Annotated in this window: 18 protein-coding genes and 1 tRNA gene; 6 read left to right on the top strand and 13 right to left on the bottom strand. The window is 71.0% G+C overall.

Translation table 11 applies throughout. The features are described from left to right. Nucleotides 1-61: 61 nt before the first annotated feature. The 6 genes from C8K30_RS03340 to C8K30_RS03365 form a co-directional block, all read right to left on the bottom strand. The gene (locus tag C8K30_RS03340) at nucleotides 62-958 is read right to left on the bottom strand and encodes a phosphotransferase (protein ID WP_158280922.1); all 897 of its coding nucleotides are present in this window, start codon (nucleotides 956-958) and stop codon (nucleotides 62-64) included. A 305-nt stretch (nucleotides 959-1,263) separates the two neighbouring features. Further along, nucleotides 1,264-2,946, bottom strand: a complete 1,683-nt coding sequence (ettA, locus tag C8K30_RS03345) for an energy-dependent translational throttle protein EttA (protein ID WP_108491427.1) — start codon at nucleotides 2,944-2,946, stop codon at nucleotides 1,264-1,266. Between the two features lie 138 nt (nucleotides 2,947-3,084). Beyond that, nucleotides 3,085-3,627: a single-stranded DNA-binding protein gene (locus C8K30_RS03350; protein WP_108491428.1), complete on the bottom strand. Its 543-nt coding sequence runs from the start codon at nucleotides 3,625-3,627 to the stop codon at nucleotides 3,085-3,087. Between the two features lie 54 nt (nucleotides 3,628-3,681). Then, on the bottom strand, nucleotides 3,682-5,262 hold the full coding sequence (locus C8K30_RS03355) for a GTP-binding protein (RefSeq protein ID WP_108491429.1): 1,581 nt from the start codon (nucleotides 5,260-5,262) through the stop codon (nucleotides 3,682-3,684). Then, the gene (locus C8K30_RS03360) at nucleotides 5,259-6,938 is read right to left on the bottom strand and encodes a GTPase domain-containing protein (RefSeq protein WP_233256948.1); all 1,680 of its coding nucleotides are present in this window, start codon (nucleotides 6,936-6,938) and stop codon (nucleotides 5,259-5,261) included. The genes C8K30_RS03355 and C8K30_RS03360 overlap by 4 nt, the downstream gene beginning before the upstream one ends. A gap of 121 nt (nucleotides 6,939-7,059) precedes the next feature. Then, a tRNA-Arg gene (locus C8K30_RS03365) sits at nucleotides 7,060-7,133 on the bottom strand. Nucleotides 7,134-7,233: 100 nt separating this feature from the next. On the opposite strand from C8K30_RS03365, the gene C8K30_RS03370 reads away from it, so the two are divergent. After that, nucleotides 7,234-7,668 (top strand): group I intron-associated PD-(D/E)XK endonuclease, encoded by a 435-nt coding sequence (locus C8K30_RS03370; protein WP_108491431.1) that lies wholly within the window; start codon nucleotides 7,234-7,236, stop codon nucleotides 7,666-7,668. Here C8K30_RS03370 and C8K30_RS03375 read toward each other — a convergent pair. The 5 genes from C8K30_RS03375 to C8K30_RS03395 are packed head-to-tail and all read right to left on the bottom strand — an operon-like array spanning nucleotide 7,665 to nucleotide 12,118. Beyond that, entirely contained in the window at nucleotides 7,665-8,345 is a 681-nt protein-coding gene (locus tag C8K30_RS03375; RefSeq protein WP_132237621.1) for a GntR family transcriptional regulator, read from the bottom strand. The genes C8K30_RS03370 and C8K30_RS03375 overlap by 4 nt on opposite strands. Nucleotides 8,346-8,365: 20 nt before the next feature. Next, a complete protein-coding gene (locus tag C8K30_RS03380) occupies nucleotides 8,366-9,535 on the bottom strand; it encodes an FAD-binding oxidoreductase (RefSeq protein WP_108491433.1) in 1,170 nt (389 codons plus the stop codon). A gap of 14 nt (nucleotides 9,536-9,549) precedes the next feature. Beyond that, nucleotides 9,550-10,341 carry an amino acid ABC transporter ATP-binding protein gene (locus tag C8K30_RS03385; protein ID WP_108491434.1) on the bottom strand — a complete coding sequence of 264 codons (792 nt, stop codon included), beginning with the start codon at nucleotides 10,339-10,341 and terminating at the stop codon, nucleotides 9,550-9,552. Further along, nucleotides 10,338-11,201 carry an amino acid ABC transporter permease gene (locus C8K30_RS03390; RefSeq protein ID WP_108491435.1) on the bottom strand — a complete coding sequence of 288 codons (864 nt, stop codon included), beginning with the start codon at nucleotides 11,199-11,201 and terminating at the stop codon, nucleotides 10,338-10,340. The genes C8K30_RS03385 and C8K30_RS03390 overlap by 4 nt, the downstream gene beginning before the upstream one ends. Continuing rightward, nucleotides 11,198-12,118 (bottom strand): ABC transporter substrate-binding protein, encoded by a 921-nt coding sequence (locus C8K30_RS03395; protein ID WP_108491436.1) that lies wholly within the window; start codon nucleotides 12,116-12,118, stop codon nucleotides 11,198-11,200. The genes C8K30_RS03390 and C8K30_RS03395 overlap by 4 nt, the downstream gene beginning before the upstream one ends. A gap of 150 nt (nucleotides 12,119-12,268) precedes the next feature. Here C8K30_RS03395 and C8K30_RS03400 point away from each other — a divergent pair, with 150 nt between their 5' ends. Beyond that, nucleotides 12,269-13,417, top strand: a complete 1,149-nt coding sequence (locus tag C8K30_RS03400) for a winged helix DNA-binding domain-containing protein (protein WP_108491437.1) — start codon at nucleotides 12,269-12,271, stop codon at nucleotides 13,415-13,417. A 39-nt stretch (nucleotides 13,418-13,456) separates the two neighbouring features. Here the strand turns inward: C8K30_RS03400 and C8K30_RS03405 are convergent, their stop codons facing one another. Continuing rightward, entirely contained in the window at nucleotides 13,457-14,230 is a 774-nt protein-coding gene (locus tag C8K30_RS03405; protein WP_108491438.1) for a helix-turn-helix transcriptional regulator, read from the bottom strand. An 88-nt stretch (nucleotides 14,231-14,318) separates the two neighbouring features. On the opposite strand from C8K30_RS03405, the gene C8K30_RS03410 reads away from it, so the two are divergent. Genes C8K30_RS03410 through C8K30_RS03425 form a run of 4 tightly spaced genes read left to right on the top strand, consistent with a single transcriptional unit; the run spans nucleotide 14,319 to nucleotide 18,055 of the window. Further along, nucleotides 14,319-14,720 carry a nuclear transport factor 2 family protein gene (locus C8K30_RS03410; RefSeq protein ID WP_108491439.1) on the top strand — a complete coding sequence of 134 codons (402 nt, stop codon included), beginning with the start codon at nucleotides 14,319-14,321 and terminating at the stop codon, nucleotides 14,718-14,720. Nucleotides 14,721-14,770: 50 nt separating this feature from the next. Then, complete coding sequence (locus C8K30_RS03415; RefSeq protein ID WP_108491440.1) at nucleotides 14,771-15,892, top strand: ImmA/IrrE family metallo-endopeptidase; 1,122 nt, start codon at nucleotides 14,771-14,773, stop codon at nucleotides 15,890-15,892. Beyond that, nucleotides 15,889-16,416 carry a DUF3368 domain-containing protein gene (locus C8K30_RS03420; RefSeq protein ID WP_108491441.1) on the top strand — a complete coding sequence of 176 codons (528 nt, stop codon included), beginning with the start codon at nucleotides 15,889-15,891 and terminating at the stop codon, nucleotides 16,414-16,416. The genes C8K30_RS03415 and C8K30_RS03420 overlap by 4 nt, the downstream gene beginning before the upstream one ends. 52 nt (nucleotides 16,417-16,468) lie before the next feature. After that, on the top strand, nucleotides 16,469-18,055 hold the full coding sequence (locus C8K30_RS03425) for an ATP-dependent DNA ligase (protein ID WP_108491442.1): 1,587 nt from the start codon (nucleotides 16,469-16,471) through the stop codon (nucleotides 18,053-18,055). 31 nt (nucleotides 18,056-18,086) lie between these two features. On the opposite strand, the gene C8K30_RS03430 is transcribed toward C8K30_RS03425, so the two are convergent. After that, complete coding sequence (locus C8K30_RS03430) at nucleotides 18,087-19,733, bottom strand: hypothetical protein (RefSeq protein WP_108491443.1); 1,647 nt, start codon at nucleotides 19,731-19,733, stop codon at nucleotides 18,087-18,089. Nucleotides 19,734-19,738: the final 5 nt, after the last annotated feature.

Raw genomic sequence — 19,738 nt, forward strand, 5'->3', positions numbered from 1 at the left:
GAGTGTGCCCAACTGGGCTTTCACCCGCAAACCACAATCCGTATGGCGCGAATTCCTCCGGTCAGAAACCGAGCCGGGTCTGCAGCCACGACACGGCCGCCCGGGCCAGCCGGTGCTGGTAGGAACGCAGCTCCGGCATGTCGGTCGGCGGCGCGTCCATCGACGACTTCAGGTAGTGGCCGGCAAGCACCGCGATCCAGCAGGTCACGGCGTCCTGCTCCGTGCCGGGCGGCAGGCCGTACCTGCGCAGCGTGGCCTCCGGCGGCGGGCCGTCGTTCGTCCGGGCGTGCAGCAGCATCGAGACGAGGTCGAGGTACGGCGCCCCGGCGCTGCCCCGGATCCAGTCGACCACCAGCGCATCGTCGCCCGGCATCGCGGGCAGCAGGACGTTCTGCACCCGCAGCGCACCGTGCTGCAGGCTCTTGCCGGCTATCGCTTGCGGGGCGTGCGAGGCGATCTCCGCGAGACCCTCCAGCCGGTTGGCGAGCCACGGCGAGTGGTTCGCGAGGCCCGCGGGCCGCTTGTCCGCGAGGAACTCCCACGAGTCCGTGGGGAACACCTTCTCCTCCGGCAGGAACATCGGGTCGTCGGGCGCCTCGATCTCGCCGAGCCCGCGCACGACCTTGACCATCGCCGCGACGTCCTCCTCCGGCCAGGACAGGTCGATCGGCCGCACCTTCTTCGTCATCGAGTAGCCGACCACCACCCAGGTGCCGAGGTTCGGCAGGACCTCGTCGATCGACCACAGGAGCTCCGGGTGGGGAGCGGCGGCGGGCAGCAACGGCGAGAGCGCGATCTCCTGCCGCAGGAAGTTCAGCGGACCGGGCTGCTCCGTGCCGAGCGCCTTCACGAAGGCATGCCCCTTGGACGTCTGCACCTCGAACTGGGCGGTGGGCAGCAGTCCGGAGTCGTCCGGATGCCTGGCGGCGATCACGCGGGCGCCGAACAGGTCGGTCATGCGGTCTCGCAGCGGCGGCGGAAGGTCACGCCACCCGGGCCGTAGGGCAGGGCTCACTGCGGCATCTTGTCGAAGATGTCCAGTTGCAGCAAGGATTACATGTGTATTCACCCGATCTGCGGCGGCCCGACCGCCACGCCGAGCCGCGGGTCTCATCCATCCGGTCGCCGAGCCGAAGGTTGGTCGTCCATCACGGGCCAGATCGACCAGCAGATCTCGGTTCGACGCAGCGATGGACCGACAGGTTTCGGGTCGTGGTGGTTCTCGTGACCGGACTCTTGGTCCGGTCACGAGAACCAGCGTCGTCAGTCGCGGGTCAGCTTGCGGTACGTGACGCGGTGCGGGCGGGCCGCGTCCGCGCCCAGGCGCTCGACCTTGTTGGCCTCGTACGACTCGAAGTTGCCCTCGAACCAGTACCAGTTCGCCGGGTTCTCCTCGGTGCCCTCGTACGCGAGGATGTGGGTGACCACTCGGTCGAGGAACCACCGGTCGTGCGAGACCACGACGGCGCAGCCGGGAAACTCCAGCAGGGCGTTCTCCAGCGAGCCGAGGGTCTCGACGTCGAGGTCGTTGGTGGGCTCGTCGAGGAGCAGCAGGTTGCCGCCCTGCTTGAGGGTCAGCGCCAGGTTGAGGCGGTTGCGCTCACCACCGGAAAGCACGCCCGCGGGCTTCTGCTGGTCCGGGCCCTTGAACCCGAACGACGCCACGTAGGCGCGGGACGGGATCTCGACGTTGCCGACCTTGATGAAGTCGAGCCCGTCGGACACGACCTCCCACAGGGTCTTCTTCGGGTCGATGCCGCCGCGCGACTGGTCGACGTACGAGATCGAGACCGTCTCGCCGACCTTGAGGTTGCCCCCGTCGAGCGGCTCCAGGCCCACGATGGTCTTGAACAGCGTGGTCTTACCGACACCGTTCGGGCCGATGACGCCGACGATGCCGTTACGCGGCAGCGTGAACGACAGGCCGTCGATGAGCACGCGGTCGTCGAAGCCCTTCTTCAGGTTCTCGGCGTCCAGCACCAGCGAGCCCAGGCGCGGGCCGGCGGGGATCTGGATCTCCTCGAAGTCGAGCTTCCTGGTGCGGTCCGCCTCCGCCGCCATCTCCTCGTAACGGGCCAGGCGGGCCTTCGACTTGGTCTGGCGGCCCTTGGCGTTGGACCGCACCCACTCCAGCTCCTCCTTGAGGCGCTTGGAGAGCTTGGCGTCCTTCTTGCCCTGGACCTCCAGGCGCGCCTGCTTCTTCTCGAGGTACGTCGAGTAGTTGCCCTCGTACGGGTAGAGGCGGCCCCGGTCGATCTCGCAGATCCACTCCGCGACGTGGTCGAGGAAGTACCGGTCGTGCGTCACGGCCAGGACGGCGCCCGAGTAGCCCGCGAGGTGCTGCTCGAGCCACAGCACGGACTCGGCGTCGAGGTGGTTGGTCGGCTCGTCCAGGAGCAGCAGGTCGGGCTTCTCCAGGAGCAGCTTGCACAGCGCGACGCGGCGGCGCTCACCACCGGAGAGCACCGAGACGTCGGCGTCCGGCGGCGGGCAGCGCAGCGCGTCCATCGCCTGCTCGAGCTGCGAGTCGAGGTCCCACGCGTCGGCCGCGTCGATGTCCTCCTGGAGGCTGCCCATCTCGGCCAGCAGCGCGTCGAAGTCGGCGTCGGGCTCCGCCATCAGGGCGGAGATCTCGTCGAAGCGCGCCTTCTTGGCGAGGATCGGCCCGACCGCCTCCTGGACGTTGCCCAGGACCGTCTTCTCCTCGTTCAGCGGCGGCTCCTGCAGCAGGATGCCGACGGTGTAACCGGGCGACAGGCGTGCCTCACCGTTCGACGGCGTGTCCAGCCCGGCCATGATCTTGAGGATCGTCGACTTACCGGCACCGTTCGGTCCGACGACGCCGATCTTCGCGCCGGGCAAGAAGTTCAGCGACACGTCATCGAGGATGACCTTGTCGCCGTGCGCCTTGCGCGCCTTGTACATGGAGTAGATGTATTCAGCCACTGCCTGTGTTCCACCGTTCACAGAAGGTACGTCGGATAGGTGCGCTCACGCCGAGTCATGAGGTGCGGGTGCCGGGAGAGCGTCCGCGTAGGTAGGTCTCCCGGCACCCGCGGACCGCGGAGCACGACTGGCACCAGCCTACGCGGTCACCAGCTCGCGCTGCCCGACGCCGGTGTGGTCGCCCGCGTCATCCTCGTCACCCTGGGCACCGGCACCGCTCCCGTCGGGCTCCAGCACATCGAGCCCGAACGGGTCGGCGTCGCCCGCCGACACCGCGACGAGCTCGCCGCTGCCGCCCGGGGCGCCGTCCGGGACCGTGTCGTGGCGCACCACCCGCGTGAACGCCACCCTCCCGCGGGTTGCGTCGACGCCGATCGCCGACGCGTTGACCACCAGCCCCATCCGCGACTCGCCCTCCGGGCCGGTCCACTCGTCGACCTCGAGCCGGCCCGAGACGACCACCGGGTCCCCCATGTGCACCGAGTCGACCACGTTCAGCGCGGCCGCCCGCCACGCCTTGACCGTGAACCACAGCGTCGGGCCGTCAGCCCAGTCACCGTTCTCGTTCCTGCGGCGCCGGGTGCTGGCCACGCGGAACGTGGTCCACTCGGTCCCCTTGGAGATGTGCAGTGCCGGAGTATTGCCGACATTGCCGGACACAGTCACCATGACATCGTTCATGCGGTCCTCCTGAGTTGTCACGGACCGGCCCCAGCGGCCGGCCCGTACCCAGCATCAGGCGCGAGCGATGCGCAGATCGGACAGCTGGACGGTGCCTGGGGACGGAACCCGGATCTGGCTGCCTGTGGTCGCGTTCTCTTCCAGGCGGAGCGGCACCGAGGGTCCCTCGTCGCGCGCACTCTGTGCGAGCTCGCGCACCGCACGGTGCTCGTCGAGCAGCCGCTGGGTGGGCACACCGAGGGTCTGTTGCAGCACCCGCTCGAGCGCGGCCCGGCCCGACGCGATGACGCCCTGCGCCCGCCGGGCGGCCAGCGCGCGACGTATCTGCATCGCGACGAGGAACACCACGAGCGCCGCGACGGCCGCCGTGACGGCGAGCACCCCGAGCACCGTCGTCCACGTCTCCCCCACGGACATGATCCCCATCGAGGCCAGCACCGTCGCGATCCCGAGCAGCACGGCGACCAGCACGGCCCCGAGCGCCAGCCGGCGGGTCAGCCGCTGCGTCGTCGGGCCCCGCGTGTCGAGCGTGACACCCTGCAGCGCCGTCGCGACCGCGCTCGCGACCTCCTGGGCGCTCGCCACGCCCGTGGCGAGCGAACGCTGCCAGCCCGGCTTGAGCGACTCGCCCGAGCCGGTGAGCCACCGCGACCGGGACAGCGCTATCGAGTCCGGGTCCGGGGAGCGGAACTCGGGAGAGCCGTACCCGTTGCGCACCGCGGCACCCACCTGGGCGGCGACGGACTCCAGCCCGGCCGCCCGCGCCAGCGCGTCCACCTCGCGTTCGAGGACGGTGTCGATGTGCCACGGCACCTCGGCCGGGGTCTGGCCCAGCAGCAGGGTCGCTGCGGCGTCGAGCTCACCCGCGGCGCGGCCCGCGGAGACCGACCGGCGCGCCACGGTCTGCTCCAGGAGCCCGCGCAGGTCCTCGATGCCGATGTCCGTCTTGCTCGACGCCGCGACCACCGGGACGTCCTCCAGGCCGTCGTCGCGCAGCAGCCGTTTCACGTCGTTGACCAGGTTGTCGCGCTGCCCCACGGGCACCGTGTCGATCTGGTTGAGCACCACCACTGTCGACGCCTGCATGCCGCTCGAGTCGCGCAGGTAGCCGGTGTGCAGGGCGTCGTCTGCGTATTTCTGCGGGTCCACCACCCACACGAGGAGGTCGACCAGCGGCAGCACCTTGTCCACCACCTCGCGGTGCCCGGGCGCCACGGAGTCGTGGTCGGGCAGGTCCAGCAGCACGAGGCCGGCCAGGGCCGCCTCGTCGGCGGCGTCGAGCTCACCCGCCCGCGTGATGCGGCGCTCGCGCTCCACACCGAGCCAGTCCAGCAGCGTCCCGGCGTCGTCGCTCCACGAGCAGGCGGTGACCTTGGCGGTGGTGGGGCGTTTCACGCCGACGTCGGCGAACGTGAGGCGGGAGATCTTGTTGAACGTGCTCGACTTGCCCGACCCGGTGCCGCCCGCGAGCGCCACGACCGTGTGGTCGACGCCGAGCGCGAGCCGTTCGCGCACGCCCGCCACGGAGCTGGCGACCTTGCCGAAGACGGCGTCGTCGAGGCGGGACCCGGCGATCTGTAACGCGCGGCCGAGGTCCTCGGTGCGTGCGCTCAACGTCGCGTCGTGGCTCGTCATGTCAGCCTCCTGAGCTCGGCCAGCCGGACGCGGAGCGGAGCTGCCGCGTCGTCGGCTAGGGCGGGGACGTCAAGGGCACTCTGGACAGAACGGGCCTCTTCCGCAACCGCTAGCGCGACCTTCTCGGCAAGTTGGCCCTGAAGTTCCTCGATCGCGTCCCCAGCGGTCTCGCCGAGAACCCGGTCGACGAGCCCGGCGGAGTCCTCGTTCCCGAGCGCGGTGGCCAGCAGCAGCGCGGCCAGGCCGCGGTCGCCGAACGCCTTCCGGGCGCCCGCGGCCCGGGCCGGGGCCTCGGGGTCTGCGGCCGTGGAGTCCGGGCCTCCCATGCGCCCGACGACGTCGTCGGCCAGCCGGGACCAGTCGGCGGCGGCCGACTGCCCCCAGACGAGGCGATCCTTCGCGCGGCTCGTTCCGGACGGCAGGATCGTGTCCCCGGCAGGTAGCGCTCCCGGACCGGCCAGGGTGGCCCGCAGGCTCTCCTCGGTGCGCACGCCGGCCGCCACGAACGCGCGGGCGGCGGTGGCCTCGACCTCTTCGCGCAGCCGCGCGAGTGCCGCCTCGCGGGCCTTGCCCGCGCGCTTCGTGGTCCGTGCGATGCCGTCCCGCACCGTGACGCGGGAGATGTGGTTCGTGCTGGCGATCTCCGCGAACCGTGCGGCGACCGTGCCCTCGCCTGCCGCCCCCGACAGGACGGCGGTCCGTGCGGAGAGCTGCGCGTCCGGGACCACCGACTGGACGGCGTTGCGCAGGTCGAAGGCGGCGGTCCCCTGCTGCTCCACGGCACCGACGAGCCCCATCACCCAGTCGGGAAGCGCGCCGAGCGCGCCCTTGAGCGTGCGCAGGATGACGGTCCGCGAGCGCTCGGGGCCGGCCATGAGGTTGAGCCAGCGCTTGATGGGCGCCACCAGCTTCGGGTCCAGCAGTCCTTCGTGCGGCCCGACGTCGGGCACGATGAAGAGCGGGACGTCCTTCATGCCGCGTTCCTTCAGCCGCGTGTTGAGGTCCACACGGATCGTCGTCAGGTTCTCTCGCGGCACCCGGTTGAGCACCATCGCGACGCTCGCGCCGCGCTCCCTCGCGCGGTCCAGGGCCTGCCAGGGCAGGGCGTCGCCGTAGCGGGCTGCCGTGGTGACGAACAGCCAGAGGTCTGCCGCTTCGAGCAGCTGGTGGGCCGTGGAGCGGTTCTCGGAGAGGAACGAGTCGAGGTCGGGCGCGTCCATCAGCGCGGTGCCGCGCGGCACACCCTCGTGCTTGACCAGGCGGGCCAGCTCGGTGACGGGGCCGGGCGTGAGGGTGTCCACGTCCCGCGGGTGCACGCCCACCACGGGCTCGCGGGTGGTGGGCCGCAGCACTCCTGCCTCGGACACCTCCTCGGCCAGGAGGCTGTTGAACAGCGTGGACTTACCGGCGCCCGTGGACCCCGCGAGCACGACGATCGCGGGGCTGGACAGCTCGGCGAGGCGGGGCAGGAGGTGCTCGTCGAGCTGCGTCAGGAGACGCATCCGGGAGGCTTCGGCGTCCTCCATGCCATCGATGGGGAGGGGCAAGGTCGCGGCAGCGACGTCGCGGCGCAGATCTCGCACTACGTCGTGCACTGTGAAGCCGAGCTGCTCCGCAACGTTCGGGTCCACACCACCCCGACGGCCGAGCACTGCGGAGCGTGTTCCTGGAGTCACGGCTTCATCCTGATAGGTCAAGATCGTTCTGCCAAGCCGCGCCACGCGGTTAGTGCCCAGCAGCACTGGAACCTGCACTGCCGAAAAGGGCGAGCCAACAACACTTCACGGCAGTGTTCGGTGCCCCCGGCAGGATTCGAACCCGCGACCTAGTCATTAGAAGTGACCCGCTCTATCCAACTGAGCTACGGAGGCAAGCGTGCCGAGTTTAGCGTAGGTCGAGTCCGTCTTGACCATGCCAATTGGGGAACCCGACGGACAGATCAATGGAACACCCTTCCATTAGTCTGATGGGATGGCGCAGCACCACACCAAGGACAAGGGTGACCTCGGCGTCGCCAAGGCGCACGCCGACATCGTCGGTCAGGGTTTCATCGCGTTGTTCCCTGCGACCGAGCACGCACCGTTCGACCTTGTCGCTTACGCGGACGGGGTGTTCCATCGGCTGCAGGTGAAGTACCGCGCCGCACGTTCAGGCGCGATCACCGTCCATTTCCGGTCCGTCTGGAACGACCGCCAGGGCACCCACGCCAAGCCGACGGACAAGAGCGCGATCGATGTCGTATGCATCTACTGCCCCGAGACGGACGAGTGCTACTACATCCGGCCAACCGCGCACAGAGCGTCGGTCACGCTCAGGATCACGCCGAGCAGGAACGGTCAGCAAAGCGGTGTGCTCAATGCCGCTGGATTCCGTGACCTGGCCGATGCCGTCCGCTGTCCGAGCTAGCCGGCGGCGCGCTCGGCGTCCTCGAGGGTGTCAAGCTGCTGTTCCTCGGCCCGGTCCAGGCGGCCGAGCAGGTGTGCGCGCGCCTCGTCCACCTTCCGGTCGAGCACAAGAGCGAGGAACACCTGGTGGTGGTCCCGCAGCTCCACGGTGTCGTAGTGCGACGACCGGACGACCTGCGCTATGGCGAGCTGCAGCTTGGTGAGCAGGCGGCTGTAGAAGTCCGTGAGGTCCGAGGAGCCGGTGATCGCCACGGTCGCTACGTGGGCGGCGATGTCGGCGCGCGCCACCCCTGGCCGGTCGTCGGCGGCGACGGCGGCGGCGAGCTGCTCGGTGGCGCTCACCAGCGGGGCGAGGGCGGCGTCGTCCGCGTGGGCTGCCGCCTCGACGCCCCCGACCTCGAGCAGCCGCCGCGCGATGTAGATCTCGCGGATCGACTGCGCGCTGATCCGCGTCACGTGCAGGATGCGGGTCTTGGGACTGCGGGTCAGCAGGCCGTCGCCGACGAGGATGCTGAGCACCTCGCGCATGGTGGGTCGGGAGATGCCGATGTCCCGCGCCATGGCCTCCTCGGTGACCAGGTCACCCGGACGGAGCGTGCCGTCCAGCATCTGGCTGCGCAGGATCTCCAGGCTCTGTTCTGCCACGGTCTCCCGGCGCAGCTTCATGGTGTCCCCCACCCTCAAAGGATCGCATACGGCTACTGCTCGCCCGGCGTCCGCGGCGCGCCGACCGGCTCGTACGCGGCGTCGGCGACGAACCGCTCCGGCCGGAACTCGGCGAACGCCGGCACGTCCTCGCCGCAGACCTCCGCGGCCACGCCTTCACCCAGGTAGGGCGCCAGAGTGACGCCGCTGTGCGTCGCGACGACATACAGCCAAGGCGCCTGCGCCACGCGCCCAACGATCGTCCGCCCGTCGCCGGGCAGCGCCCGCTGACCGACCACCAGCCGCTCGATCCGGGCACCCTCGGCGCCGGGTACGACGTCGCGCAGCCGGCGCAGGAACTCGGCCGCGAGCGCCGAGCCCACCCCGGGTACGTCCCGGGGGTCGGCGGTGACGTCGAGGTCGAGCGCCTGCAGGAGCAGGCGCCCGCCGCCGGCCGGACGGACGTTGAGCCACGGGCTGGTCACGAGCCGGCCGAGCCGGACGGGCACCGGCCCGGTCTCGGCGAGGTAGCCGACGGTGGGGTCGCCGGGCGTGGTGAACGTCTGCATCGACACGTCGACCCCGGCCAGGGCCGCGAGCTCACCGGTCCGGCGCCCGACGGCGGACACGATCGTGTCCCCGGGCAGGACTGTCCCGTCGACGAGCAGCGCCTCGCCGCCCCCGGCGACCGACTGGCGAAGGCCGGTCACGGTGACGCCGGTCAGCACCCGTACCCCCGCCGCGCGGGCCTGGCCGAGCACGTGGGCGAGGTAGAGCGCCGGGTAGGCGTAGGCCTCGCGGGCGAAGTGCACGATGAGCTGGGCGTCGTCCGGCACGCGCACGTCCGGCAGGAGCTCGGCCGCGCGCTCGTGCGTGATCGCCTCCGCCGCGTAGTCGCGTTCGGCCAGCCGGGCGAGCCGGGCGGCGAGGTGGTCGCGGTGCGCGTCGTCGACGGCGATCTCGACGTGCCCGCCCGTGCCGAGCCACCCGCCGCCGTCGGCGGCATCGGCGGACAGCCGGTGGTGCGCCTCGAGCCCGGCGAGGTTGAGGTCGAAATAGGGCCGCGGCTCCTTGCCGTTGGCGTTCACCCAGGCGTAGGACGTGCTGGACGTGCCGCCGCCGGGTGCGCCCTGGTCGACCAGGGCGACTTCCGCCCCGCGCTCGGCGAGCCGCGCGGCGATGCTGGCGCCGACGACGCCGGCTCCGATGACCACTGTCTGCATGCGTACTGCTCCGTTCACAGGACCTTGCTGATGAAGTTCTGGGTGCGCGGGTGCTGGGGGTTCACCAGCACCTCCTGCGGGGTTCCGGCCTCGACCACCACGCCGTCGTCCATGAAGACCACGGAGTCGGCGACCTCGCGGGCGAAGCCGATCTCGTGGGTGACGACGACCATCGTCATGCCGGAGCGCGCGAGGTCCTTCATGACCTCCAGGACCTCGCCGACCAGCTCGGGGTCGAGTGCCGAGGTGGGCTCGTCGAAGAGCATGAGCCGCGGCTCCATCGCCAGGGCGCGGGCGATGGCGACGCGCTGCTGCTGGCCGCCGGAGAGCGTCGAGGGGTAGGCGTCGCGCTTGTCGGCCAGGCCCACCCGGTCGAGCAGCGCCTCGGCGCGCTTCCGGACCTGGTCGCGCGGCTGCCGCAGGACGCCGATCGGCGCCTCCATGATGTTCTGCAGCACCGTCATGTGCGGGAACAGGTTGAAGCGCTGGAAGACCATCCCGATCCGGGCCCGCATCGCGGCGATCTCGTGCTCACGAAGCTCGTAGAGCTTGTTGTTCGCCCGGCGGTAGCCGACGAGCTCCCCGTCCACGGAGAGCTGGCCCGCGCTGAGGGTCTCGAGGTGGTTGATCAGCCGCAGGAACGTCGACTTGCCCGAGCCGGACGGGCCGAGCAGGGTCATCACCTCGCCCGAGCGCACGTCGAGCGTGATGCCCTTGAGCACCTCGAGGCTGCCGAAGGACTTGTGGACGTTCTTGGCGCGCACCATGTACCCGGACTCGGCCGCGCTCGCGTCGATGGTGGTCATGCGGCCGTCCCCCGTCCGAAGTACCGCTCGACGTAGTGCTGCCCGACGGTGAGGACAGAGGTGACCAGGAGGTACCAGATCGAGGCGGTGATCAGCAGCGGGACCGTCAGGAAGTTCTCCGAGTAGATGAGCTGCGCCGAGTACAGCAGCTCGGGGAACGCGAGCACGCTCACCAGCGACGTGGACTTCAGCATGGAGATCGTGTTGTTGGCCATCGGCGGGACGATCACGCGCATGGCCTGCGGCAGGACGATCCGCCGCAGGATCCGCGTGCGCCTCATCCCCAGCGCCTGCGAGGCCTCGACCTGGCCCTTGTCGACGGCCTCGACGCCGGCCCGGACGATCTCGCCCATGTAGGCGCCCTCGTTCAGGCCCAGGCCGAGGATCGCCGCGGCCACGGGGGTGATGAGCAGGTTGGTGTCGAACGCGACGAGCTCCGGACCGAACGGGACGCCGAGCGACAGCCGCGGGTACAGGGCCGAGATGTACCCCCAGAAGAGCAGCTGGACAAACACGGGCGTGCCCCGGAAGAACCAGATGTAGGCGGTGGAGACCGAGCGCAGCATCGGGTTCCGGGAAAGCCGCATCACCGCGAGGACGACGCCGAGCACCACCCCCACCAGCATGGCCAGGGCCGTGAGCCAGAGCGTCGCCAGCAGCCCGCGCAGGATCCGCGACGAGAAGAAGTACTCGGCCACGACGGGCCACCCGTAGTTCTGGTTGGTCAGCAGCGAGCTGACCAGCATCGCCACGAGCACCGCGACCACCGCGTAGCTGACCCAGCGCCAGGGGTGCCGCAGCCGTACCACCTGGAGCGTCTCGACGTCGTCGCTCGACGCCGCGAGGATGGCGGCCGTCATTCGATCGCCCCGTTGATCTCGGACTGCTCGATGGCGATGTCGCCCAGGCCCCAGCGGTCGAGGACGTCGGCGTACGTGCCGTCCTCGATGAGCACGTCGATCGCCCCGCTGACCGGCTCGGCGAGCTCGCTGTCCTTCGGGAAGGCGACACCGCCCGGGTTCGGGTTGCGCAGCAGCGGCCCGGCCGCCTCGAAGCCGTCGTTCTTCGACTCCGCGTCGAGCACCGGCGGGGCGTCGGCCATGACGCCGTCGATCCGGTTGCTCTGCAGCGCGAGGATCGCCTGCGCGACGTCCTGGTACGCGCTGGACGTCGGCGGCTCCTCGCCGGCCTCCTCGCACCGCTCGGTGTGCGCGGGCAGGAACGTGTTCTGCTGCAGGCTCCCGCGTACGACGCCGATCCGCGCCCCGCAGGCCAGCTCCGGGGTGACCTCGGTCGGGTTGCCGTCCTGGACGAGCACGAGCGTGCCGTTCCAGTAGTAGGTGGCGAAGTCGACCACCGCCTCGCGTTCGAGGGTGTCGCCGATGGAGGCCATCGCCATGTCGACGTCGTCTGCCTGGAGGGCGGGGATGATCGCGTCGAACGACGTCGGCACGAACTCGATGTCGAGGTCGAGCACGCCGCCGATGGCGTGGGCCAGGTCCGGGTCGAGCCCCACGAGCGTGCCGTCGGCCTGCGTGACCTCGAACGGCGGGTAGGACGGGTTGATCGCCATGCGGATCACTCCCGCGTCCCGGACGTCGGCCGGGACGGACGCCGCCAGCTCCTCGTCGACGGCGTGGGCGGACTCCTCCGTGGCCGCAGCGCCGCCGGCGGCGGCGTCCTGGTCCGTCGGCACCATCGCCGAGCAGGCGCCCAGGCTCAGCGCGCCGGCGAGCGCAAGGGCAGTGACGGCGGGTGTGCGTCGGATGGCGGGCATCGGGATCCCCCTCTTGTTTGGCTGTCTGACAGCCTTACAGTGGCGACAGGACTCCCGTGGGTCAAGGTCCAGCGGTGTAAAACCCTTGTTACGGACCGGGCCTCGTGCCCGATCCCGGCGAGTGTCACAGGTGCGACGTAGCCTTCCCGCATGCCCTCCGGAACGATCGACCTCTCCCCCGACGCGGCCCGCGGGCTCCGCCTGCGGACGCAGTGGCTCGCGCGGCCCGACGGCGGTCCGGAGCCCTCGGGGCCGTCGCCCGTCGACGTCGTCCGCCGGATGGTCGCCCTGCAGGGTCAGGACCTGCCGGCCGTGCTGCGGGCGATCGCCATCCGTTCGCGCCCGGGCACCACGGTGGACGACGTGCGCGCCGGATTTGACGCCGGCGAGCTCGTGCGCGGGTGGACCCAGCGCGGCACCCTCTTCGCGACCACGCCGGGCGACCTCGGCGCGCTCGTCTCGCTGACGGGCGAGCGCGTGATCCACATGAGCCGGCGGGTTCACGACGCCGAGGGTCTCGACGACGCGGTCATGGCCCGTGCGGAGTCGGTTACCCGGGAGGCGCTTGCGGCGTCCGGCGCCGACGGGGTGACGCGCGCCGCGATGATCGACCTGTGGCAGCAGGCCGGGGTGCCCATCGAGGGGCAGCGCGGATATCACCTGATCGTGGCACTGGCGCTCCGGGGAGTGCTGCACTGGGGCCCGTTCGCGGGGGCGCAGCAGGTGATGGTCGCGACACCGAGCGCCCGGCACGCCGCCGCCTCGCCCGAGGAGCCCGATGCGGCCCTGCGCCGCATCGCGCGGTCCTACTTCGCCAGCCGCGGGCCGGCCACCGTCGATGACCTCGCCTGGTGGCTCGGCCTCCCCAAGAGTCCCGTGCGCGCCGCAGTGGCCGCGCTGCGCGCGGAGGAACCGGACGCCGTCGTCGAGGTGTCGGTTGACGGGAAGGCGATGCTCGTCGCCCGGTCCGAGCCGGGGCAGCTCGGAGCGGACGACGACACGGCACCTGATGCTCCCGGGCTCGCGGAGCCCACCGGGGTAGTGCTCGTGCCCGGGTTCGACGAGATCGTGCTCGGCTACCAGGACCGCAACCTGATCGCGGACGCCGAAGCCATGCGGACCGTGGTCCCGTTCACCAACGGGATCTTCCGCCCGGCGGTCCTCCTGGACGGGCGGCTGGTCGGGACCTGGCGCCGCGCGCCGAAGGGCGACGAGGCGCCGTTCGAGCTCGTCCCGGGGATCAAGGCGCGCGCCCGCAAGGCCGTCAGCGCAGCGGTGGACGCCTGGCACCTGGGCTGACGCTCACCGCCAGGTCGGGGTGGCGGCCGGTGCCCCGTGTCAGCCGAGGCTCTTGAAGTAGGCCGCGCTCTCCGCGTCCGCCGGGTAGTACGACTCGATCGCTATCTCGTCCAGCGTGATGTCCATCGGGGTGCCGAACGTCGTGATCGTCGAGAAGAGCCGCAGCTCTCGGCCGTCGATCCGGATGACCATCGGGATCACCACGTCCGACTCGGGCTCGATCGAGTGGCCTGCGTCGGTGTCGGAGCCGGGCGCCAGCAGCTCCTCGTAGAGCGCGGTCAGCTCGGCGTCGGGAAAGGTGGCGAGCTGGCGCCTGATCCGGGAGCGGAACATCGCCCGCACGTCCGCCAGGTTGACGACCAGGCCGGCGAGCCCGCGCGGGTCCAGCCCCAGCCGCACCAGGTTGACGGGCGGGCGCAGCAGGTCGGGTGCGACGTCGGCGAAGAACCGGTCGACGGCGCGATTGGTCATCAGGATGTTCCACCGGCGGTCGAAGACCAGGGCCGGGTACGGCTCGTGCGCGCGGAGCACCCGCCCGACCGCATCCCGGGCCGCCGACAGCGCACCGCCGTCGAGCGGCCGCTCGGTGTAGCGGGGCGCGAAGCCGGCGGCGAGCAGCAGCCGGTTGCGGTCACGCAACGGCACGTCGAGCTGCTCCGCGAGCCGGAGGACCATCTCGGCACTCGGCCTGGACTTGCCGGTCTCGACCAGGCTGACGTGCCGGGCAGAGACGTCGGCGGCGATCGCAAGATCGAGCTGGCTGAGCCGACGGCGGTGCCGCCAGTGCCGCAACATCTCGCCGACCGTCCCCATGGACGCCGAGTGTTGCTCATCGTGGGGCGGAGCGCCATGAACTCCCAGTTCATCGACAAGCGTCGCGGGCCCGGAAAACACTGGGGCGATGACCACTGAGAGCACAACCACGGACAACAAGAGCATCGTCGCGGCGGCCTTCGCGAGCCTGGTGGAGACGGGCGACGTCGCCGCCGTCGAGCGGGTGCTGAGCGACGGCTTCGTCCATCACCGGCCCGACTCGACCTCGTCGACCAAGGCGGAATGGCTCGCCTCGATGCGTGCGTCGCTGGAGAAGATCGCCGGGATGGAGGTCGAGGTCCAGCACGTGCTGGCCGACGGCGACCACGTAGTGATGCACTCGCGGCGCCGGCTCCCCTCCGGGCCGGAGATCGCGGTGGTCGACATCATGCGGTTCGACGACGGGCTCATCGCCGAGGCCTGGGAGACCATCGAGCCGACGACGGAGGCGGCCGGCCATCTGACCTGGTGGGCACCCAAGGAGCGCTGACTTCGCGTATCGCATAACGCCCTAGGGCACGATGTGCCAGAATCGCACACATGGCGATCAGTCCCCAGGTGCTTGGCGAGCGAATCGAGCTTGCGCGAGAGGCCGCGTCCAAGACCCAGGCCGAGCTTGCGGCTGCGGTGGGAGTGGACCGGACCGCGATCTCGAAGATCACATCGGGGACCCGCAAGATCTCCGCGCTCGAGCTCGCCGCGCTTGCCAAGTTCCTGGGCAGGCCTCTCCCATGGTTCCTGTCCGATTCGCCGGCGCCCGTCGTGGCGCGTCGGCAGTCCGTGGTCGGCGACCGACCGTCAACTCTGGCCGCCGAGCTGGCCGCGGAAGACCTGGCCGCCGACGTCGAGCAGCTTCGAGCACTCGGTGTCCTGCCTGCCGCCCCGCACGCAAGACTTGTCGGTACCTTCGACGAGATCGAGGACGTCGAGGACGCCTCGGCCGCAGCCCGCACCGCTCGAAAAACAGCAGGCTTCGGCAGCGATGCCCTCGGCCCGATGGCCGACGTCCTCGACGACTTCGGCCTCTACGTCACCACTGTCGTCGCTGGTGAAGCGGTGGACGGCGTCATGCTCCCGCAAGAGGGCTTCGCAATCACCGTCATCAACGCCGACCAGTCACCTGGCCGACGCCGGTTCACAGCAGCGCACGAGTTGGGGCACTACCTCTTCGACGACACCTATGCCGCCGAAGCGATCTCCGGCAGCACCTCCGACCGTGAGCGTCTGGTCAATGCCTTCGCGGCTGAGTTCCTCCTGCCCCTTGATGCTGTGCGGAGCCGTTGGGCAGGGCAGCTTGAAGGTGCGACCGCAGACCTCCAGCGGATCCGTGAGGAAGCCATCTGGCTGTCCTCCACCTATCGGATGAGCTGGAGCGGCATCCTGGCGCGCCTCGGCGAAGCGGGCCTCGTCGACGATCAGCAGGCTCGCGCTCTGCAGCCCAACCCGACCTTGGCCGAGCTGCAGTCGTACGGCCGGCAGCCGGAGGAGGACCTGTGTGACGGCGATCTGTCCGCCGCAGTGTCCCGGGCCGCGCTCGATGCGTACCGCGACGGACTGATCGGGCCCTCCCGGGCCTCCGAGATCCTTCGCGGGGCAGGCGGCGAGCTACCTCCCCCGCGTGACCCTGGACGGAACGACTTCCGCGCGGACTTCTACGCATGACGGACGCCGAGCCCGAACCACTACTCGTCTTCGACAACACGTGCCTGAGCGCATTCGCCTCCGCACATCTCATGCCCGTCCTGAAAGACCTGACCCTCCGAGTCGGCGCCACCGAGGCGGTCCGAGACGAGTTCTGTGCCGGTCCGAACAATGTGGCGGACATCGCCTGGGTCGACCTGCTTCCCGAGCAGGGCATGAACGAGCTCGTGGCGCTTGCGGAGTACGTCCAGGCTCTTGGTGCCGGGGACCACGATCTGGGAGAGGCAACCGTGTTCGCGAGTGCGCAGGTTCGCGGCGCGATCGCGATCACGGATGACGCCACAGCGACGAAGATCGCCCGTCGCATCAAGAAGGTCGAAGTGCATGGCTCGCTCTGGCTCCTCATCAAGGCCTATCGCGATGGGAAGGTGAACGAACAGCGAGCCGGCGAGATCGTCGACGCTCTGCGCGCCCGCGGCGCGCGCTATCCATGCGATGGCGCTGAGCTCTTCTCCTGGGCACGCAGCCGCAACCTCCTGGATTGACCGCCACGCTCGGGCAGACCGCGCTCAGGCAGAAGACGCGTCAAGATGGAGCATGCTCCTCGCCGAGGTTGCCGCCACGTCCGACGCCGTCGCCGCCACGCGCTCGCGCCTTGCCAAGCGCGCGGCCATCGCCGAGCTGCTCCACCGCACGGCCGCCGGCGAGGCGGCCGAAGCCGACCAGGCCGCCCCCAACATCGAGATCGTCGTCGCCTACCTCGCCGGCGAGCTGCGCCAGCGCCGCACCGGTCTCGGCTACGCGGCGCTGCGCGACCTCCCACCACCTGCGACAACGGCCACGCTCACGGTGCGCGACGTCGACGCGGCGTTCGCCTCGATGGCGGCTCTCGAAGGTCCCGGTTCCGCTCAGGCCCGCTCCACCGCGGCCGCTGCGCTGTTCGGTGCCGCGACCGAGCGCGAGCAGGCGTTCCTCCGCGGCCTGGTCGCGGGCGAGCTGCGGCAGGGCGCTCTCGACTCAGTTGTGGTCGACGCCGTCGCGGAGGCCGCGGGGGTCCCGGCCGCCGCCGTCCGGCGCGCCGTCATGCTGCGGGGCGCCACCGGGCCCGTCGCGAGCGCCGCCCTCCTCGCGGACGAGCCGCTGGCCGCGCTGGAGACGTTCACGCTCGAGGTGGGCCGGCCAGTGAGGCCGATGCTCGCTGCGTCGGCGCCGGACATCGCCGCCGCGTTCGAGAAGCTCGGCTCTGACGATGCACCCGCGGAGCTCTGCGTCGACGTCAAGCTCGACGGCATCCGCATCCAGGTACACCGGCGTGGCGACGAGGTGCGCGTCGTCACGCGCTCGCTGGACGACATCACCGACCGCGTCCCGGAGATCGTCGAGGTGGTACGCGCCCTCTCGTCGGACGATCTGGTGCTCGACGGCGAGGCGCTCGGCGTCGGACCGGACGGCGTACCTCGGCCCTTCCAGGAGACGGCCGCGCGATCGGCGACCCGGGAGGCCGGCGGGGCGACGTCGGAGGCGGAGCTGGCGTCCCAGCTCCAGCTCACGCCCTTCTTCTTCGACGTGCTGCACGCGGACGGGCGCGACCTGCTCGACGCCCCGCTGCGCGAGCGCCTGGCGGTGCTCGACGAGGTCGCCGCGCCGCACACGGTGCGCCGCCTGGTGACCTCCGACCCGGAGGCCGCCGCCGAGTTCTTCGCGGGCGCGCTGCGCGAGGGCCAGGAGGGCGTGGTGGTCAAGTCGCTGGAGGCGCCCTACGCGGCCGGACGGCGCGGCGCCGGCTGGGTCAAGGTCAAGCCCCGCCAGACCCTGGACCTCGTAGTGCTCGCGGTCGAGCGGGGCTCGGGCCGCCGCCAGGGCTGGCTGTCCAACATCCACCTCGGCGCGCGCGACCCGGACGGTGGGTTCGTGATGCTCGGCAAGACGTTCAAGGGCATGACGGACGAGATGCTGGAGTGGCAGACCGCACGCTTCACCGAGCTCAAGACCGACGACAACGGCTGGGTCGTGACCGTCCGCCCTGAGCAGGTCGTGGAGATCGCCTTCGACGGGCTGCAGCGCTCGACCCGCTACCCGGGCGGGCTCGCCCTCCGCTTCGCGCGCGTGCTGCGCTACCGCGACGACAAGAGCGCCGCCGAGGCCGACACGATCGAGACCGTCCGGTCCCTGGCGGGTTTCTGACGTTCCCACGGCCGGGGCCGGGATCCGGACGTCAGGCGGGCCGGAGGGTGAGCGTCCACACGCCGGGGGTAGCGCCCGTGAGATAGAGGCGAGGGCCGGAGAGCGCGTCGGTGCCGCCGAGGAAGGAAAAGGCCTCACCGGGCGCGTAGGTGCCGACGACGTCGGGCTCGGGATCGACCGAGGTCTCGATGACAACGGCGTCGTCGCCGCTGCGCAGCTCGGCGGCGTGGCCGGCCATGCGGTACACGTCGGTGGCGACCTGCTCGACGCCGGTCAGCGCACCGTCGCCCAGCGCGAGCTCCAGCGACCACCGGGTCCGCGCACCACTTGTCGTCACCTGCAGCTCGACCCCGGCCGAGCCCGTATGCACGACGACGTCGGTCACCAGCTCGACGTCGTCGCGGGTCCGTTCGTCGAACGCCATCGAGGCGGTGAAGCGCCCGTCGTCGACGAGCCGGTAGCGCCCGTCCGCGCTGCGCTGTCCCTCCGCCATCGGCTGGTAGTAGCTGGCCGTGACGCGCTCGTGCAGGCGAGCGACGCCGTCGTCGGCGACCTGCAGGGACTCGGCGCGGAACGGGCCGAGGCCGAAGAACACGCGGGACAGCCGCAGCGAGCGCACCACGGCGGCGCCGGACCGGAACCGCAGGAACGTCGGGTCGCCCGCCAGGCCCGATCCGACACGGCCGACGTGCGGTACGTCGGAGCCGCCGTAGACGACCAAGCGCTCCGGCCCGTGCTCGGCCACCAGCAGCCCGACGTCGGCGAAGTGCCGGACCTGTTCCGAGTTCTGCGGTGCAGACGGCGCAGGCGGGGCCGGGAGCGGGGCGCCGAGCTGCGGTTCGGCCAGCACCTCGAGCAGCGCGATCGCCGCGATCGCCTCGGCCTGCGGCTCCGACCGCACGGCGCCGGCCAGGCAGGTGGCGCAGCCGCGCAGGGCGAAGCGCCGCAGCTGGGTGTGGAAGCACTCCAGCGGGATCTGCCTGCCCTGGTCCTGACGGCGCGAGAAGACCGTCTCGACGACGCCGTCGGCGTCGGTCAGGGCGAGCTGGCTGTGCAGGTTGTCGTGCACGGCCGCAAGGAGGTCGGGCCGGTGCAGGCCCTCTGCCAGCGCCTGCAGCGACGGGTTGCTCACGAAGGCCGCGTAGTTGGCGCTGCGCTCGGAGTAGAGGCCGTCGCGGTCGGCGTCGACCCCTTCGGCGAGCCACTGCTCTGCCCGGGCGATCGCGCGCTCGTCGAAGGCGCGCAGGCGGACCAGCGCTGCGCTGATCTCCCACCGGTGGTTGGGCGTGTGCACACCACCGGCGACGAGCGCCGGGAGGGCTCGCTGCGCGATGCCCCGCAGCTGCTGCTCCAGCGGAGCGAGCTCGGGTTCGGCGGCGCGCTCCAGCAAGGTGAGCGTGCTGCCGAGGTCGTTCAGGGTGAACGCGCTGTCCGGCGGTGACTGCAGGTTCCCGTCGGAGGAGAACAGCCCGCCGGGATCCTGCAGCGCGGTGAGCCGCTCGGCGAAGGTGAGCGCGGTCCCGACCCGGCGGGACGCGACCGCGCCCGGTCGCAGGATCCTCAGCGCGACGGCTGTCGCGACCATCCGCATGAGCTCACGGTGGCCGAGCGTGAGCGGATCCGGCGTGCGATCCCACCAGGCCTCGACGAGGTCGGCCATCCGGTCGGTGAAGGTCAAGGAAG

Source organism: Promicromonospora sp. AC04, from assembly GCF_003058225.1.
Lineage (GTDB): Bacteria > Actinomycetota > Actinomycetes > Actinomycetales > Cellulomonadaceae > Promicromonospora.